General features: G+C 72.1%; 15 protein-coding genes. 11 read left to right on the top strand and 4 right to left on the bottom strand.

From position 1 onward, the window contains the following. Positions 1-94: 94 nt before the first annotated feature. Positions 95-1,726 carry a malate synthase A gene (gene aceB, locus OG349_RS06660; protein WP_327233707.1) on the bottom strand — a complete coding sequence of 544 codons (1,632 nt, stop codon included), beginning with the start codon at positions 1,724-1,726 and terminating at the stop codon, positions 95-97. A 236-nt stretch (positions 1,727-1,962) separates the two neighbouring features. Further along, on the bottom strand, positions 1,963-2,622 hold the full coding sequence (locus OG349_RS06655) for a nucleotidyltransferase family protein (RefSeq protein ID WP_327233706.1): 660 nt from the start codon (positions 2,620-2,622) through the stop codon (positions 1,963-1,965). Positions 2,623-2,848: 226 nt separating this feature from the next. Between OG349_RS06655 and OG349_RS06650 the strand changes: the two genes are divergently transcribed. Then, on the top strand, positions 2,849-3,184 hold the full coding sequence (locus tag OG349_RS06650; protein ID WP_442806211.1) for a DUF5955 family protein: 336 nt from the start codon (positions 2,849-2,851) through the stop codon (positions 3,182-3,184). A 43-nt stretch (positions 3,185-3,227) separates the two neighbouring features. Here the strand turns inward: OG349_RS06650 and OG349_RS06645 are convergent, their stop codons facing one another. Beyond that, the gene (locus OG349_RS06645; RefSeq protein ID WP_327233704.1) at positions 3,228-4,031 is read right to left on the bottom strand and encodes an IclR family transcriptional regulator; all 804 of its coding nucleotides are present in this window, start codon (positions 4,029-4,031) and stop codon (positions 3,228-3,230) included. A gap of 263 nt (positions 4,032-4,294) precedes the next feature. Here OG349_RS06645 and allB point away from each other — a divergent pair, with 263 nt between their 5' ends. The 6 genes from allB to OG349_RS06615 all read left to right on the top strand — a co-directional run bounded on the left by allB (position 4,295) and on the right by OG349_RS06615 (position 10,791). Continuing rightward, positions 4,295-5,650, top strand: coding sequence for an allantoinase AllB (allB, locus tag OG349_RS06640; RefSeq protein WP_327233703.1), 1,356 nt, complete (start codon positions 4,295-4,297; stop codon positions 5,648-5,650). Between the two features lie 40 nt (positions 5,651-5,690). Then, positions 5,691-6,821: an allantoicase gene (gene alc, locus OG349_RS06635; protein ID WP_327238478.1), complete on the top strand. Its 1,131-nt coding sequence runs from the start codon at positions 5,691-5,693 to the stop codon at positions 6,819-6,821. Between the two features lie 157 nt (positions 6,822-6,978). Continuing rightward, positions 6,979-7,605: a dihydrofolate reductase family protein gene (locus OG349_RS06630; protein WP_327233702.1), complete on the top strand. Its 627-nt coding sequence runs from the start codon at positions 6,979-6,981 to the stop codon at positions 7,603-7,605. 75 nt (positions 7,606-7,680) lie between these two features. Then, entirely contained in the window at positions 7,681-8,904 is a 1,224-nt protein-coding gene (locus OG349_RS06625; RefSeq protein WP_327233701.1) for a sensor histidine kinase, read from the top strand. Continuing rightward, positions 8,901-9,602, top strand: a complete 702-nt coding sequence (locus tag OG349_RS06620) for a response regulator transcription factor (RefSeq protein WP_327233700.1) — start codon at positions 8,901-8,903, stop codon at positions 9,600-9,602. The genes OG349_RS06625 and OG349_RS06620 overlap by 4 nt, the downstream gene beginning before the upstream one ends. Position 9,603: 1 nt before the next feature. Beyond that, complete coding sequence (locus OG349_RS06615) at positions 9,604-10,791, top strand: cytochrome P450 family protein (protein WP_442806366.1); 1,188 nt, start codon at positions 9,604-9,606, stop codon at positions 10,789-10,791. A 43-nt stretch (positions 10,792-10,834) separates the two neighbouring features. Here the strand turns inward: OG349_RS06615 and OG349_RS06610 are convergent, their stop codons facing one another. Then, on the bottom strand, positions 10,835-11,839 hold the full coding sequence (locus OG349_RS06610) for a Gfo/Idh/MocA family protein (RefSeq protein WP_327233699.1): 1,005 nt from the start codon (positions 11,837-11,839) through the stop codon (positions 10,835-10,837). A 153-nt stretch (positions 11,840-11,992) separates the two neighbouring features. Between OG349_RS06610 and OG349_RS06605 the strand changes: the two genes are divergently transcribed. The 4 genes from OG349_RS06605 (at position 11,993) to OG349_RS06590 (ending at position 15,735) form a co-directional block, all read left to right on the top strand. Beyond that, entirely contained in the window at positions 11,993-12,730 is a 738-nt protein-coding gene (locus OG349_RS06605; RefSeq protein WP_327238476.1) for a GntR family transcriptional regulator, read from the top strand. Between the two features lie 124 nt (positions 12,731-12,854). Then, the gene (locus tag OG349_RS06600; RefSeq protein ID WP_442806210.1) at positions 12,855-13,883 is read left to right on the top strand and encodes a substrate-binding domain-containing protein; all 1,029 of its coding nucleotides are present in this window, start codon (positions 12,855-12,857) and stop codon (positions 13,881-13,883) included. Then, entirely contained in the window at positions 13,880-14,956 is a 1,077-nt protein-coding gene (locus OG349_RS06595; RefSeq protein WP_327233697.1) for an ABC transporter permease, read from the top strand. Before OG349_RS06600 ends, OG349_RS06595 begins: the two co-directional genes overlap by 4 nt. Continuing rightward, positions 14,953-15,735, top strand: a complete 783-nt coding sequence (locus OG349_RS06590; protein WP_327233696.1) for an ATP-binding cassette domain-containing protein — start codon at positions 14,953-14,955, stop codon at positions 15,733-15,735. Before OG349_RS06595 ends, OG349_RS06590 begins: the two co-directional genes overlap by 4 nt. The last annotated feature ends 41 nt before the right edge of the window (positions 15,736-15,776 follow it).

Here is a 15,776-nt window from a genome sequence, read left to right as displayed (position 1 = left end):
CTGTATCCGTATCTCTATCCATGCCGGTACAGACCGCCCCCGCCGGCAAAAGTCATCGCGGGCGGGGACGGGAATGCTCAGGGGGCGGGAATGCTCAGCCGCGCAGTTGCTCGTACGCGGGGAGGGTCAGGAAGTCCGCGTAGTCCTCGTCCAGGGCCACCGTCAGCAGCAGGTCGTGGGCCTGCTGCCACTTCCCGGCCGCGAACGCCTCCTCGCCGCTCTCCGCGCGGATCGCGGCGAGTTCGTCGGCGGCCAGCTCACGGGCCAGCTCCGGAGTGGCCCGTACCGTCCGTCCGTCGTGCTCGAACTCCACCCCGGCGTTGATCCACTGCCAGATCTGGGAACGGGAGATCTCCGCCGTCGCCGCGTCCTCCATCAGGTTGAAGATCGCCACCGCGCCGCTGCCCCGCAGCCACGCCTCGATGTAACGGATGCCGACCTGCACCGCGTTGCGCATGCCGTCGTACGTGGGCCGGGCGTCCAGGGAGTCGACGGCGATCAGGTCGCCCGCCGCGACATGGACGTCCTCGCGCAGCCGGTCCTTCTGGTTCGGCCGGTCGCCGAGGACCGCGTCGAAGGACGCCATCGCGATCGGGACCAGGTCGGGGTGGGCCACCCACGAGCCGTCGAAGCCGTCCCGCGCCTCGCGGTCCTTGTCGGCCTTGACCTTCTCGAAGGCGACCTTGTTGACCTCGGGGTCGCGGCGGGACGGGATGAACGCGGCCATGCCGCCCAGCGCGTGCGCGCCGCGCTTGTGGCAGGTACGGACGAGGAGTTCGGTGTACGCCCGCATGAACGGGGCTGTCATCGTGACCGCGTTGCGGTCCGGGAGGACGAACTTGGCTCCGCCGTCGCGGAAGTTCTTCACGATCGAGAACAGATAGTCCCAGCGGCCCGCGTTCAGCCCGGACGCGTGGTCGCGCAACTCGTAGAGGATCTCCTCCATTTCGTACGCCGCCGTGATCGTCTCGATCAGCACGGTCGCCCGGACCGTGCCCCGCGGGATGCCGACGTAGTCCTGCGCGAAGACGAAGACGTCGTTCCACAGGCGCGCCTCCAGATACGACTCCGTCTTCGGGAGGTAGAAGTACGGGCCCTTGCCGAGGTCGATCAGGCGCCGCGCGTTGTGGAAGAAGTACAGCCCGAAGTCGACCAGCGACCCCGGCACCGGCTCGCCGTCCAGCTGGAGGTGACGCTCCGCCAGATGCCAGCCGCGCGGGCGCATCACCACGGTGGCGAGTTCGTCGGCGGCCTTGAGCGCGTACGACTTGCCGGTGGACGGATCCGTGAAGTCGATGCGGCGTTCGTAGGCGTCGATCAGGTTGACCTGGCCCAGGACCACGTTCTCCCAGGTGGGCGCGGACGCGTCCTCGAAGTCCGCGAGCCAGATCCTCGCCCCGGAATTCAGCGCGTTGATCGTCATCTTGCGGTCGGTGGGTCCGGTGATCTCCACCCGGCGGTCGTCCAGCGCGGCCGGCGACGGCGCGACCCGCCAGGTGTCGTCCGCGCGGACGGCGGCGGTCTCCGGCAGGAAGTCCAGGCTGGAGGTACGGGCGATCTCGGCGCGCCGCTCGGCACGGTGTGCCAGCAGTTCGTCGCGGCGGGGGGTGAACCGCCGGTGCAGCTCGGCCACGAACGTGAGGGCCGCCTCGGTCAGGACCTCGTCCTGGCGGGGCAGGGGCTCGGCGTCCACGACGGCCAGGGGGGAGGGGGCGGGTGCGGACATGCGCTGTCGACTCCTTCGGCGAGCTGCCGGGCGGTGCCCGGCGGCCGGTTGCTCGCCTCGGACGGCACTGAGTGCCGTGGCGCCGGGATGCGGTCACAGGCGTCCGCCTGGGCGGCGGGCACACCTGACCTGTGGATAGTAGTTTCCTCATGGTGGAACTTCAATGGTTTGTTGATGTCGAGACTCTCCGCGTCGAGGCATCGTGGCGCGCAGTGCCACGAACTGTCGCCCTCGTTCTACGCGGGAGGCTCCAGGTGTCGCAGATCCTCCTCCGTGTCGATGTCGTACGCCCGCGCGACATCCCCGCACTCGACCAGCGTGATGTCGCTTTCACGGTCCGCCAGGTATCCGCGTGCCCCGCGATCGCCCCGGGCATCCGCCGCGATCTCCACCCAGCGATGGCAGCCGAACAGCACGGGATGCCCGCGCTTCCCGTCGTACGCGGCCGACGCGAGCGAATCGGCGGACCGGTAGGCGGCCACGACCCGGGCCACCGCCTCCGCGCCGATCCCCGGCTGGTCCACGAGCAGCACCACCACCGCCCTGGCGTCCGTGGCGGCCAGTGAGGTGAGCCCCGCGCGCAGCGAGGAGCCCATGCCGTCGGCCCACCCCCGGTTGTCGACCAGAACGCACCCCGGCAGCTCCGCCCGGCGCCGTACCTCCTCCGAGGACGCTCCGAGCACCACGTGCACCGGGTCGCAGCCCCCCGCGTGGAGCACCCCCGCCGCGCGCTCGACCAGGAGGGCTCCCCGGTGGGCGAGCAGCGCCTTGGGGCGCCCGCCGAGGCGCCGTCCCCCGCCGGCGGCGAGAAGCAGTCCGGCGACGGCGGGGCGGGTGCCGGCGGGACGGTCCCCGGAAGGACGGGAGCGGTTCCGTTCGTACGGTGTGGCGGCCATCTGCCTTGGATACCTCATCCCCGGGTGGGGCCGCATTTCGGATCCGCAGGAAATCCTCTCGCATTCCCGCCGTATTCGGTCCGTGGAGTGGCGCATACCGCGCAGGATGACGTTAACTTGCCTGCGAACCTTGGCGCTTGACCATCGCCGCGAGAGGTCGGACACATGGGCGCGGGGCTTCCGTGCCAGGGCTGGGCCGCGAGAGACGGCCTTAGGGGGGACAGCTGTGTTGCGCAGCGTGGGGCAACCGCGGGTGACGGAGAGCTACGGGCGCGGTGAGCGGCACGAGGACCCCGGCGTCCTGGAGCTGCGGGCCGCCGTGTCGCGGCTGCGGCGCGAACTGGCCGCGTATCCGGCGGAGTTCCGGGACCGGGCGATCGCCGAGGACGAGCTGTCCGCGCTCGCCACGATGGCGGCGAACGGTGCGCCGGAGGTGCCGCGCATGCGCCGCTCGCTGCTGCTGATCGTCGGCTCGATCGGTTCGGTGAGCGCGCTCACGTCCCCGCTGCTGGCTGTACGGGCGGCCGTCGACGTCTTCGGGAACGTGCCCCGCCCCCGCTGAGGTGCGAAAACCGGCGGAAACCGGCAAGAACCGCCCGTAGGCGTCAGGCCTGCTGCGCCGTCGTGCTCGCCAGCGCCGCGGACAGGTCCCTGGCCACCTCCTGGAGCACGGGCACGATCCGCTCCGTGACCGCCTCCGTCACCCGGCCCGCCGGACCCGAGATCGAAATGGCCGCCGCAGTCGGGGAGTTGGGGACGGAGACCGCGACACAGCGGACCCCCATCTCCTGCTCGTTGTCGTCGATGGCGTACCCGGCGCCCCGTACCGTCTCCAGGGCGGCCAGGAAACCCTCGGCCGTCGTGATCGTCTTCTCGGTGGCGGCGGGCATGCCCGTCCGGGCGAGCAGGGCGCGCACCTCCTCCGGCGGGGTGTGCGCGAGCAGCGCCTTGCCCACCCCGGTGGAGTGCGGCAGGACCCGCCGGCCCACCTCCGTGAACATCCGCATGGAGTGCTTGGACGGGACCTGCGCGACGTACACGATCTCGTCGCCGTCCAGCAGCGCCATGTTCGCGGTCTCGCCGGTCTCCTCGACCAGCCGGGCCAGATAGGGGCGCGCCCACGTGCCGAGCAGCCGCGCCGACGACTCGCCGAGGCGGATCAGCCGGGGGCCGAGCGCGTACCGCCGGTTCGACTGCTGGCGTACGTAGCCGCAGGCCACCAGCGTGCGCATGAGACGGTGGATGGTGGGCAGCGGCAGCCCGCTGCTCGCGGACAGCTCGCTCAGCCCGACCTCGCCGCCCGCGTCCGCCATCCGTTCGAGCAGGTCGAAGGCGCGCTCCAAGGACTGGACGCCGCCGCTGGCGGTGGTCTTGGCGGCGTCGGTGGTGCTGGCGCTGGACGACGGCACGGCACGGTCCTTTCGGGGCGGGCGGGTGGGCAGGCACGCAGCCTACCGGGCCGGGCCCGGGGTGATCTTTTCGTGCTGTATGACAGCAACGGTACCTTCTGTCAGGCGAAATCTGAATTCCGCTCTGTGAAAATACTCAAGTGTAGCGCGTGGGTCCCCGGGCGGCCCGGGTCGCGGCGGGCCGGTCTTGACGGGCCACGGCGAGAGGTGAAGACTCCTTCAACAGTTCGTTGAATTCCCTAGCGGGGAAGCGAGGGGCACCGGTGTCCGAAGTCAGCCTGGTTCTGCGCTCGACGCGCGTCGTCACCCCGGACGGGATGCGCCCCGCCTCGATCGCCGTGACCGGCGCGGACGGCAGGATCGCGGCCGTCCTCCCGTACGACTCCGAGGTGCCGGCAGGCGCGCGCCTGGAGGACGCCGGGGACGACGTGGTCCTGCCGGGCCTGGTCGACACCCACGTCCACGTGAACGACCCGGGCCGTACCGCCTGGGAGGGCTTCTGGACCGCCACCCGCGCCGCCGCGGCCGGCGGGATCACCACCCTCCTCGACATGCCGCTCAACTCCCTGCCGCCCACCACCACGGCCGCGAACCTGCGGGTGAAACGGGAGGTGGCGGGCCCCAAGGCCCACGTCGACACCGGCTTCTGGGGCGGCGCGATCCCCGGCAACGTCAAAGATCTGCGGCCGCTGTACGACGCCGGCGTCTTCGGCTTCAAGTGTTTCCTGTCGCCCTCCGGCGTGGAGGAGTTCCCCGAGCTGGACCAGGAACAGCTCGGCCGCGCGCTGACCGAGATCACCGGCTTCGGCGGCCTGCTGATCGTGCACGCCGAGGACCCGCACACGCTGGCCGCCGCGCCCCAGCGCGGCGGCAGCGACTACGCGGGCTTCCTCGCCTCCCGGCCGCGCGCCGCCGAGAACGCGGCGATCACCCGGCTGATCGCGGAGGCGCGGCGGCTCGACGCACGGGTGCACGTCCTGCACCTGTCGTCGTCGGACGCCCTGCCGCTGATCGCGGCGGCGAAGCGCGAGGGCGTGCGGATCACCGTGGAGACGTGCCCGCACTTCCTCACCCTCACGGCCGAGGAAGTCCCGGACGGGGCCACCGAGTTCAAGTGCTGCCCGCCCATCCGCGAGGCCGCGAACCAGGACGCGCTCTGGCAGGGGCTCGCCGACGGCACGATCGACTGCGTCGTCTCCGACCACTCGCCCTGCACCACCGACCTCAAGACCCCCGACTTCGCCACCGCCTGGGGCGGTATCTCCTCGCTCCAGCTGGGGCTCCCGGCCGTCTGGACCCAGGCGCGCCGCCGCGGCCACACCCTGGCGGACGTCGCCCGCTGGATGTCCACGGCGCCCGCCGCGCTCGCCGGGCTGACGCGCAAGGGGGCCGTCGAGGCGGGCCGCGACGCCGACTTCGCGGTCCTCGCGCCCGACGCGTCCTTCACCGTCGACCCGGCCGCCCTCCAGCACCGTAACCACATCACGGCGTACGCGGGGAAGACCCTCTACGGCGTCGTGCGGTCGACCTGGCTGCGGGGCGAACGTATCGCGCACGAAGGCACTCTCGCCGAGCCCGCCGGCCGACTGATCGAGAGGAACGGTCCGCCGGCCGGCTGACCGAAAGGAACGACCGACCTTGACACACGCACCCGCGCCCCTGCCGCAGGCATCCCCGCCCTCGTTCACCGGTGACGCCCGCCCGTACGGCGGCGGCGATCCGTACGCCGACTACCGCACGGCGGCCTTCCCCTTCACCCACCTCGTGGACCTCGCCGACCGGCGGCTGGGCGCCGGGGTCGTCGCCGCCAACGACGAGTTCTTCGCGGAGCGCGAGAACCTGCTCGTCACCGGGCCCGCCGTCTTCGACCCCGAGCGCTTCGGGCACAAGGGCAAGATCATGGACGGCTGGGAGACCCGGCGCAGACGCGGCACCGACGCCGCACGGCCGCACCCCACCGCAGACGACCACGACTGGGCGCTGATCCGGCTCGGAGCGCCCGGCGTCATCCGGGGGATCGTGGTCGACACCGCCCACTTCCGGGGCAACTACCCGCAGGCCGTCTCCGTCGAGGCGACCTCGCTGCCCGGCTCCCCGTCCCCGGCGGACCTCCTCGCCGACACGGTGAAATGGACGACGCTCGTACCCCGTACCCCGGTCGGCGGGCACGCCGCCAACGGCTTCGTGATCGGCGCCGAACAGCGCTTCACCCACCTGCGGCTCAACCAGCACCCCGACGGCGGGATCGCCCGGCTGCGGGTGTACGGCGAGGTCGCGCCCGACCCGGCGTGGCTCGGCGTGCTCGGTACGGTCGACCTCGTCGCGCTGGAGAACGGCGGCGTGGTCGAGGACGCCTCCGACCGCTTCTACTCGCCGCCCGGGCACACCGTCCACCCCGGCCGCTCCCGGCAGATGGACGACGGCTGGGAGACCCGGCGCCGCCGGGACCTGGGCAACGACTGGATCCGCTACCGGCTGGTGGGCCGGGGGGAGATCCGGGCCGCCGAGATCGACACCGCGTACCTGAAGGGCAACGCGGCCGGCTGGGCGACCCTGTCCGTACGGGACGCGGAGGCCGCGGAACCGGACGCCTGGACCGAGATCCTGCCGAGGACCCGCCTCCAGCCCGACACGAACCACCGCTTCGTCCTGGGCCCGGCCGTCGTCGCGACCCATGTACGGATCGACATCTTCCCGGACGGCGGGATCTCCCGGCTGCGGCTCTTCGGCTCCCTCACGGAGGAGTCCGCGGCCCGCCTGGCGGCCCGCCACCGGGAACTGGGCGGCTGATCCTTCCCCCGGCGGCTGTCCCTTCGCCCGGCGGCTGGCCCTTCCCCGGCGGCGGGGCCGCCCGCCCGACCGATGAGTTCCGCGGTCGCCGGAGGTCCCCCCTGTTGATACACCGGACAGGAGCGCGGAAGTCGCGGAAGCGCAAGGGAGCAGCACCATGGAACTGACCGCCACCACCTTCGTCTCGCTCGACGGCGTCATGCAGGCCCCCGGCGGCCCCGGCGAGGACACCAGCGGGGGCTTCCCGTACGGGGGCTGGGTCGTCCCCTTCTCCGACGACGACATGGGCGCCTTCGTCACCGAGAACTTCGGCCGTGTCGACGCCTTCCTCCTCGGCCGCAGGACGTACGACATCTTCTCGTCGTACTGGCCGCTGGTGACCGACCCCGCCGACCCGGTCGCCGGGCCCCTCAACACCCTCCCCAAGTACGTGGTCTCCACCACCCTGGAGAAGGCGGAGTGGGAGAACACCACCGTCATCTCCTCGGACGTGGCGGAGGGGATCCGCCGGCTCAAGTCGCGGCCGGGGCGTGAACTCCAGATCCACGGCAGCGGCGCCCTCGTCCGCTCGCTGATGGCCGAAGGCCTGATCGACACCTACCACCTGCTCGTCTTCCCGGTCCGCCTGGGCCGGGGCGCCCGTCTCTTCCCCGAAGGAGGGACCCCCGCCGCGTTCCGTACGACCGGCACCAGGACGACCTCCACGGGCGTCGTCATCCAGACGCTCACGCCGGCCGGGCCCGCGGCGTTCGGCTCCTTCGACCTGCCGCCGGAGCGGAAGTAGCCGCCTCTGTGACTTTGGTAGCCGGGCCGCCCCACGGGGTCCCCACCACCCCCCGGCCTGCCTAAATTGGTCCGTATGACGCGTACGGAACACCCCTGGCTGCTCCCCTCGGAGATGGTCGACCCGAGGGGACCCGAGCTGCCGGGGGACCGGGGCAGGCCCCGCCCGCGCCGGACCGTACGGGACTGGGTCACCGACACCCTGATGTTCCTGCTCGCCGCCGGCTTCGGGATGATCGCCACCGGTACCGGCCAGGTGGCGGGCAACGCCGACGGTGTCGTCTTCCTCGACGTGATGCTCGGCGCGCTCGCCTGCTGCGCCCTGTGGACGCGGCGCCGCTGGCCCGTCGGCCTCGCGGTGGTGCTCGCGCTGGGCATGGCGGTCGAGCCGGTGGCGAGCGGGGCCGCGATGGTGAGCCTGTTCAGCGTGGCCGTGCACCGCCCGTTCCGGCCGGTCGCCGCGATCGGCCTGCTGTCGATCGCGACCGGGACCGTGCAGACCGTCGTACGGCCCGACCCGACGACGTCCTTCGCCACCTCCCTGATCGCCACGGTCCTCCTGGTCCTGCTGGCGGTCGGCTGGGGTCTGCTCGTACGGGCCAGGCGCCAGCTCGTCGTCGCGCTGCGCGAACGCGCCGTACGCGCGGAGGCCGAGGCCGACCTGCGTGCCGAGCAGGCGCAGCGGCTCGCCCGCGAGTCCATCGCCCGGGAGATGCACGACGTGCTCGCCCACCGGCTGTCCCTGCTCAGCGTCCACGCGGGCGCCCTCGAATTCCGTCCTGACGCGCCCGCGCCCGAGGTCGCCAGGGCCGCCGGCGTGATCAGGGACAGCGCGCACGAGGCCTTGCAGGACCTCCGGATGATCATCGGGGTGCTGCGCGCGCCCGGCGACGACGGCAACCGCCCGCAGCCCACCCTCGTCACCCTGGACGAGCTGGTCGCCGAGTCCCGCGCGGCCGGCATGAAGGTCACCCTCGACAGCGGGGTCGCCGACGTGGCCGCCGTACCCGCCGCCACCGGCCGTACCGCCTACCGCATCGCCCAGGAGGGCCTGACCAACGCCCGCAAGCACGCGCCCGGCACCGAGGCCACCGTCCTGGTGAGCGGCGGCCCCGGCGACGGCCTCACCGTGGAGGTGCACAACGCGGCGCCCTCCGGGGAGGTCCCGCGCGTCCCCGGCTCGGGCCAGGGGCTGATCGGGCTGACCGAACGGGCCGCGCTGGCCGGCGGGCGGTTCGACCACGGACCCACGGGAGACGGCGGTTTCGCCCTCCGCGCCTGGCTACCGTGGGCCGCATGACCATCCGGCTGCTCATCGTCGACGACGACCCCCTCGTCCGCGCGGGACTGACCTTCATGCTCGGCGGCGCCGAGGACATCGAGATCGTGGGGGAGGCCGCCGACGGCACCCAGGTCGCCCCCCTCGTCGAGCGGTGCGCCCCCGACGTCGTCCTGATGGACATCCGCATGCCCGCCATGGACGGGCTGACCGCGACCGAGGCGCTGCGGGCCCGCCCCGGCGCCCCCGAGGTGCTCGTCCTGACCACCTTCCACGCCGACGAGCAGGTGCTGCGGGCGCTGCGCGCGGGCGCCGCCGGGTTTGTCCTCAAGGACACCCCGCCCGACCGGATCGTGTCCGCCGTACGGCGTGTCGCGGCGGGCGATCCGGTCCTTTCACCGGCGGTTACACGCCAGTTGATGACCCATGTGGCGGGCACCTCCCCGGGCGCCGGCCCGGACGCCCGCCGGCGCGGCGCGGCCGGCCGGCTCGCCACCCTCGCCGACCGGGAGCGGGAGGTCGCGTACGCCGTAGGCCGGGGCAGGTCCAACGCCGAGATCGCCGCCGACCTCTACATGAGCGTGCCGACCGTCAAGGCCCACGTCTCCCGCGTCCTGGCCAAGCTGGGGCTCAACAACCGTGTGCAGATCGCCCTGTTGGTGCATGACGCGGATCCGGCCACCGGCGACGGAGCCGACCGGGACGGTGACGTACGGTGACATGATGGCGATCATCGAACTGGAAGAGTACGGGCCGGACTTCAACAGCGATCCCTACCCGTTCTACGCGAAACTCCGTGAGGCGGGGCCCGTTCACGAGGTACGGGACGACACCGGCCAGCGGTTCTGGCTCGTCGTCGGGTACGAGGAGGGGCGCGCCGCCCTCGCCGACCCCCGGCTCTCCAAGTCGCCGGTGGCCGGCGGCCTGCCGGAGGAGGCGATGGGCCCGCACGTCCTGACCAGCGACCCGCCCGACCACACCCGGCTGCGGAAGTTGGTCTCCCGGGAGTTCACCGGCCGCCGCGTGGAGAGCCTGCGCCCACGGGTCCAGCAGATCACCGACGGCCTGCTCGACGCCCTGCCGGCCACCGGGCGGGCCGACCTGGTCGACGTGCTGGCCTTCCCGCTGCCCATCACCGTCATCTGCGAACTCCTCGGCGTGCCGCACGAGGACCGGGACACCTTCCGCGCCTGGACCAACGGCTTTGTCGCGCCCCGGCGCCCGGGGGACGCGGAGGCCGCCGCCGGGGAACTCACCGCCTACCTCGACCACCTCATCCAGGACAAACGGGCCGCGCACCCCGGCGACGACCTGCTCTCCGCGCTGCTGCGCACCAACGCCCAGGACGACGACCGGCTCTCCGCCGACGAGTTACGGGCCATGGCCTTCGTCCTGCTGGTCGCCGGCCACGAGACGACGGTCAACCTGATCTCCAACGGGGTACGGGCCCTGCTCGACCACCCCGGTCAACTGGCCGCCCTGCGCGCCGACTTCTCGCTCCTCGACGGGGCGATCGAGGAGATGCTGCGCTACGACGGCCCGGTGGAGACCAGCACCCGGCGGTTCGCCCTGGAACCGATCGCGTACGGGGACGTGGTGGTCCCGCCCGGCGACATGGTCCTGGTCGCCCTCGCGTCGATCGACCGCGACCCGTCCCGCTTCACCGCCCCGGACACGTTCGACATCCGCAGGTCCCGGACGCCGGGCCGGGGCGGCGGCCACCTGGCCTTCGGCCACGGCATCCACTTCTGCCTGGGCGCCCCGCTCGCCCGGCTGGAGGGCCGGATCGCCGTCCGCTCCCTGCTGGAACGCTGCCCGGACCTGTCGCTCGACCCGGCGGCGGAGCCGTACGACTGGCTGCCCGGCCGGCTGATCCGGGGCACCCGACGGCTGCCGGTGCGCTGGTGAGAGCGCCTTCCAGCGGCGCTGGGGCGTGTCCGCGGGCCGACCCTCAGGCCCCCGGGATCTCCGCCAGCGCCACCGGCCGGTGCTCGCGGCGCGAGCGCTCGCACGCCTCCGCGATCCGCAGCGCGTGCAACGCCTGACGGCCGTCGCACGGATTGTCCAGCTCGCCGTTGACGACCTGGATGAACGCGTCCAGCTCCGCCTCGTACGCGGGGGCGAACCGCTCCAGGAACCCCGGCCACGGGTTGTCGCAGCGCGGCGGGCCCTTCGGCTCCGTCGAGGTGATCGGCGTACGGTCGTCGAGGCCGACGGCGAACTGGTCCAGCTCCCCGGCCAGCTCCATCCGTACGTCGTACCCCGCGCCGTTGAAGCGGGTCGCCGTGGCCGTGGCCAGCGTCCCGTCGTCCAGGGTGAGCACCACCGCCGCCGTGTCGACGTCGCCCGCCTCGCGGAACATCGGGGGCCCGGCGTCGGACCCGGTCGCGTACACCTCCACCACCTCGCGCCCGGTGACCCACCGCATGATGTCGAAGTCGTGCACCAGGCAGTCCCGGTACAGCCCGCCGGACAGCGGCAGATAACCCGCGGGCGGCGGCGCCGGGTCCGAGGTGATCGCCCGTACGGTGTGCAGCCGCCCGAGCTTCCCCGACCGTACGAGCTCCCGCGCGGCGGTGTACCCCGCGTCGAAGCGGCGCATGAAGCCCAGCTGGAGCACCGTGCCCGCCTTCTCGACGTCGGCCAGCGCGCCCAGCGTCCCCGGCAGGTCCAGCGCTATCGGCTTCTCGCAGAACGCGGGCAGCCCGGCCCGCGCCGCGCGGCTGATCAGGTCGGCGTGTGCCGAGGTGGCCGAGGCGATCACCACGGCGTCCACGCCCCAGGCGAAGATCTCGTCCACGGAGGGGGCGGCGGTGGAGCCTGTCCGGTCCGCGACGAAGGACGCCCGTGCGGCGTCGGTGTCGGCGACCACCAGGGCCCCGACCTCACGATGGCGGCTGAGCACTTCCGCGTGGAACGTTCCGATGCGGCCAGTGCCGATGAGTCCGATGCGCATGGCCCCAAGGTGGCGGCACGCTCCTCGCCGTGTCAAGCATTTGTCCTGACAATCGAACTTCACCACTTCCCGCCGACATTCCCGGCGGCTACGCTCGGCGACGTGCCCCATCAGCCGAGATCGTCCCAGCCCGGGCAGGAGACGGAGCCCTCCCTGCCGCTCCAGCTCAGCGTGGACCGCACCAGCCCGGTGCCCCTGTACTTCCAACTGTCCCAGCAGCTGGAGGGCGCCATCGAACAGGGCAGGCTGGCCCCGGGCAGCCTCCTCGGCAACGAGATCGAACTGGCGGGCCGGCTCGGGCTGTCCCGCCCCACCGTCCGCCAGGCCATCCAGTCCCTCGTCGACAAGGGCCTGCTGGTGCGCCGCCGGGGCGTCGGCACCCAGGTCGTCCACAGCCAGGTCAAACGCCCCCTGGAGCTGAGCAGCCTCTTCGACGACCTGGAGGCGGCGGGCCAGCGCCCCGCCACCCGCGTGCTCGCCAACACCCTGGAGCCCGCCACCGCCCGGATCGCGGCGGCGCTCGGGGTGACGGAGGGTGCCGAGGTCCGGCTGATCGAGCGGCTGCGCTACGCGCACGACGAGCCCATGGCGTACCTGCGCAACCACCTGCCCACCGGCATGTTCGAATGCGACACCGCACGGCTGGAGGCCACCGGCCTCTACCGGATGATGCGCTCCGGCGGCATCACCCTGCACAGCGCCCGCCAGTCGGTCGGCGCCCGGGCCGCCACCCCGGAGGAGGCGGGACAGCTCACCGAACCCACCGGGGCCCCGCTGCTCACCATGGAACGGACCACGTTCGACGACACGGGCAGGGCCGTCGAGTTCGGCTCGCACATCTACCGCGCGTCGCGCTACGCCTTCGAGTTCCAGCTGCTCGTACGCCCCTGATCCCAGCCGCCCGTACGCCCCTGGATTCCACCTGTTCCGTACCCGACGGTTACCTGCCGGCGGGCCATGACCGATACTTGGGCGCCGGAACCGGTACGGGACAGATCAGGAAGGGCGCCGCGTCGTGGCAAAGGTCGGTACAGGAGTGCGCGCCATGGGCGCCGTACTGGCTGCGGTCCTCGGGGCCTCGGCGCTCGCGGGATGCAGCAGCACAGGCGGCCTGCGGGCCGAACAGCGGGCGGCACGGGCCTCCGCGGAGGGACAGGCCGCGGGCCGGGCCGCGGTGTCCACCCCGAACTGGACCGTCGCCATGGTCACCCACTCCGGGGACGGCGACACCTTCTGGGACATCGTCCAGAGGGGCGCCAAGCAGGCGGCGGAGAAGGACAACATCAAGTTCCTGTACGCGCACAGCGACCAGGGCCAGGAGCAGGCCCAGCAGGTCCAGTCGTACATCGACAAGAAGGTCGACGGGCTGATCGTCACGCTCGCCAAGCCCGACGCGATGAAGGACGTCCTCGCCAAGGCCCGCAAGGCCGGCATCCCCGTGATCACGGTCAACTCCGGGGCCGAGCAGTCCAAGGCGTTCGGCGCGCTGAGCCACATCGGCCAGGACGAGTCGATCGCCGGGGAGGCCGTCGGCGACGAACTGGACAAGCGCGGCAAGAAGAAGGCGCTCTGCGTCATCCACGAACAGGGCAACGTCGGCCACGAACAGCGCTGCGCCGGCGCGAAGAAGACCTTCGACGGATCGATGACCAACCTGTACGTCGACGGCACGAACATGCCCGACGTCCAGGCCTCCATCGAGGCGAAGCTCCAGGCGGACCCGTCCATCGACACCGTCGTCACCCTCGGCGCGCCCTTCGCGGACGCCGCCGTCCAGGCGAAGAAGTCCGCCGACAGCAAGGCCGAGATCGACACCTTCGACCTCAACGCCGCCGTCGCCGCCTCGCTCAAGGCCGGGACGCTCGGCTTCGCCGTCGACCAACAGCCGTACCTCCAGGGGTACGAGGCCGTGGACCTGCTCTGGCTCTACCGCTACAACGCCGACGTGCTCGGCGGCGGCCGCCCCGTCCTCACCGGACCGCAGATCATCACCCAGCGGGACGCCGGGGCACTGGCGGGCTACACCGACCGGGGTACGCGATGACCACGAGCGCACCCCCCGTCAAGGACCGTCCCGGCGGGCCCGGCGGACCGGCCTCCGGCGACGAACGGCTGCTGGGCGCCTCCCCGTTGCGCAAGCTCCTCGGCCGGCCCGAGCTGGGCGCCGTCGTCGGCGCCCTCGCCGTCTTCCTCTTCTTCGCGGTCGTCGCGGACTCGTTCCTGCGGATGTCCAGCTTCGGTACGGTCCTCTACGCCGCCTCCACGATCGGGATCATGGCCGTCCCGGTGGCGCTGCTCATGATCGGCGGCGAGTTCGACCTCTCCGCCGGGGTCATGGTCACCAGCTCCGCCCTGGTCACCTCGATGTTCAGCTACCAGATGACGGCGAACGTCTGGGTCGGCGTCTTCGTCTCGCTGCTGGTCACCCTCGCCCTGGGCGCCTTCAACGGCCTCATGCTGACCCGTACCGGACTCCCCAGCTTCATCATCACGCTGGGCACGTTCCTGATGCTCACCGGCCTCAACCTCGGCCTGACGAAGCTCATCAGCGGCACGGTCTCGACCAAGGCCATCGGCGACATGGAGGGCTTTCCCTCCGCCAAGAAGCTCTTCGCCTCCCAGCTGACCCTGGGGAACATCGAGCTGAAGGTCACCATCCTCTGGTGGATCGTCCTCGTCGCGGTCGCCACCTGGATCCTGCTGCGCACCCGCTTCGGCAACTGGATCTTCGCGGTCGGCGGCAACGCCGACGCCGCGCGGGCCGTCGGGGTGCCGGTCGCGAAGACCCGGATCGGCCTCTACATGGGGGTGGCGTTCTGTGCCTGGATCTCCGGCCAGCACCTGCTGTTCTCGTTCGACGTCGTGCAGTCCGGCGAGGGCGTCGGCAACGAGCTGACGTACATCATCGCGGCCGTCATCGGCGGCTGCCTGATCACCGGCGGGTACGGCTCCGCCGTCGGCTCCGCGGTCGGCGCGTTCATCTTCGGCATGACCAGCAAGGGCATCGTGTACGCGGAGTGGAACCCCGACTGGTTCAAGTTCTTCCTCGGAGCGATGCTCCTTCTGGCCACCCTGCTCAACGCCTGGGTGCGCAAGCGAGCGGAGGCGACACGATGACGGCCCTCGTCGAACTCGACGGCGTCAGCAAGTACTACGGCAACGTCCGCGCCCTCGAAGGGATCTCCCTGGAGGTCCACGCCGGCTCCATCAGCTGTGTGCTGGGCGACAACGGCGCCGGCAAGTCCACCCTCATCAAGATCATCTCAGGGCTGCACCGGCACGACGCGGGCGACTTCCTGATCGACGGCGGGAAGACCACGCTGGCATCCCCGCGCGAGGCCCTGGACCGGGGCATCGCCACCGTCTACCAGGACCTCGCCGTCGTCCCGCTGATGCCGGTCTGGCGCAACTTCTTCCTCGGCTCGGAGCCGACGCGCGGCGCCGGTCCGTTCAAACGGCTCGACGTGGACCTCATGCGCGCCACCACCCGCGCCGAGCTGCTGCGCATGGGCATCGACCTGCGCGACGTCGACCAGCCCATCGGCACCCTGTCGGGCGGCGAGCGCCAGTGCGTGGCCATCGCCCGCGCCGTGTACTTCGGCGCGAAGGTCCTCGTCCTGGACGAGCCGACCGCCGCGCTCGGGGTCAAGCAGTCCGGTGTGGTGCTCAAGTACGTGGCCGCCGCCCGGGACGCGGGCCTCGGCGTGGTCCTCATCACCCACAACCCGCACCACGCGTTCCTGGTCGGCGACCGGTTCACGCTGCTCAAGCGCGGGGTCATGGCCGGCAGCCACACCAAGGACTCGATCACCCTGGACGAGCTGACCCGCCAGATGGCGGGCGGCTCCGAGCTGGAGGAACTGACCCACGAGCTGTCCCGTCCGGCCGCGGAGTAGGCGCGCGGGCGCGCCGGAGCCGTACGGGAGCGTGCCGGAGC

Source organism: Streptomyces sp. NBC_01317, from assembly GCF_035961655.1.
Lineage (GTDB): Bacteria > Actinomycetota > Actinomycetes > Streptomycetales > Streptomycetaceae > Streptomyces.
Note: the sequence above shows the minus strand (reverse complement) of the source record. Positions and strands in the feature narration are given on the sequence as shown.

Bases quoted from the DNA above. Each gene is read 5' to 3' on its own strand.
- OG349_RS06655 (WP_327233706.1), bottom strand. From the start codon at position 2,622: ATGGCCGCCACACCGTACGAACGGAACCGCTCCCGTCCTTCCGGGGAC.
- OG349_RS06625 (WP_327233701.1), top strand. From the start codon at position 7,681: ATGACGCGTACGGAACACCCCTGGCTGCTCCCCTCGGAGATGGTCGAC.
- OG349_RS06590 (WP_327233696.1), top strand. From the start codon at position 14,953: ATGACGGCCCTCGTCGAACTCGACGGCGTCAGCAAGTACTACGGCAAC.
- OG349_RS06630 (WP_327233702.1), top strand. From the start codon at position 6,979: ATGGAACTGACCGCCACCACCTTCGTCTCGCTCGACGGCGTCATGCAG.
- aceB (WP_327233707.1), bottom strand. From the start codon at position 1,726: ATGTCCGCACCCGCCCCCTCCCCCCTGGCCGTCGTGGACGCCGAGCCC.
- OG349_RS06615 (WP_442806366.1), top strand. From the start codon at position 9,604: ATGATGGCGATCATCGAACTGGAAGAGTACGGGCCGGACTTCAACAGC.
- OG349_RS06610 (WP_327233699.1), bottom strand. From the start codon at position 11,839: ATGCGCATCGGACTCATCGGCACTGGCCGCATCGGAACGTTCCACGCG.
- OG349_RS06595 (WP_327233697.1), top strand. From the start codon at position 13,880: ATGACCACGAGCGCACCCCCCGTCAAGGACCGTCCCGGCGGGCCCGGC.
- OG349_RS06620 (WP_327233700.1), top strand. From the start codon at position 8,901: ATGACCATCCGGCTGCTCATCGTCGACGACGACCCCCTCGTCCGCGCG.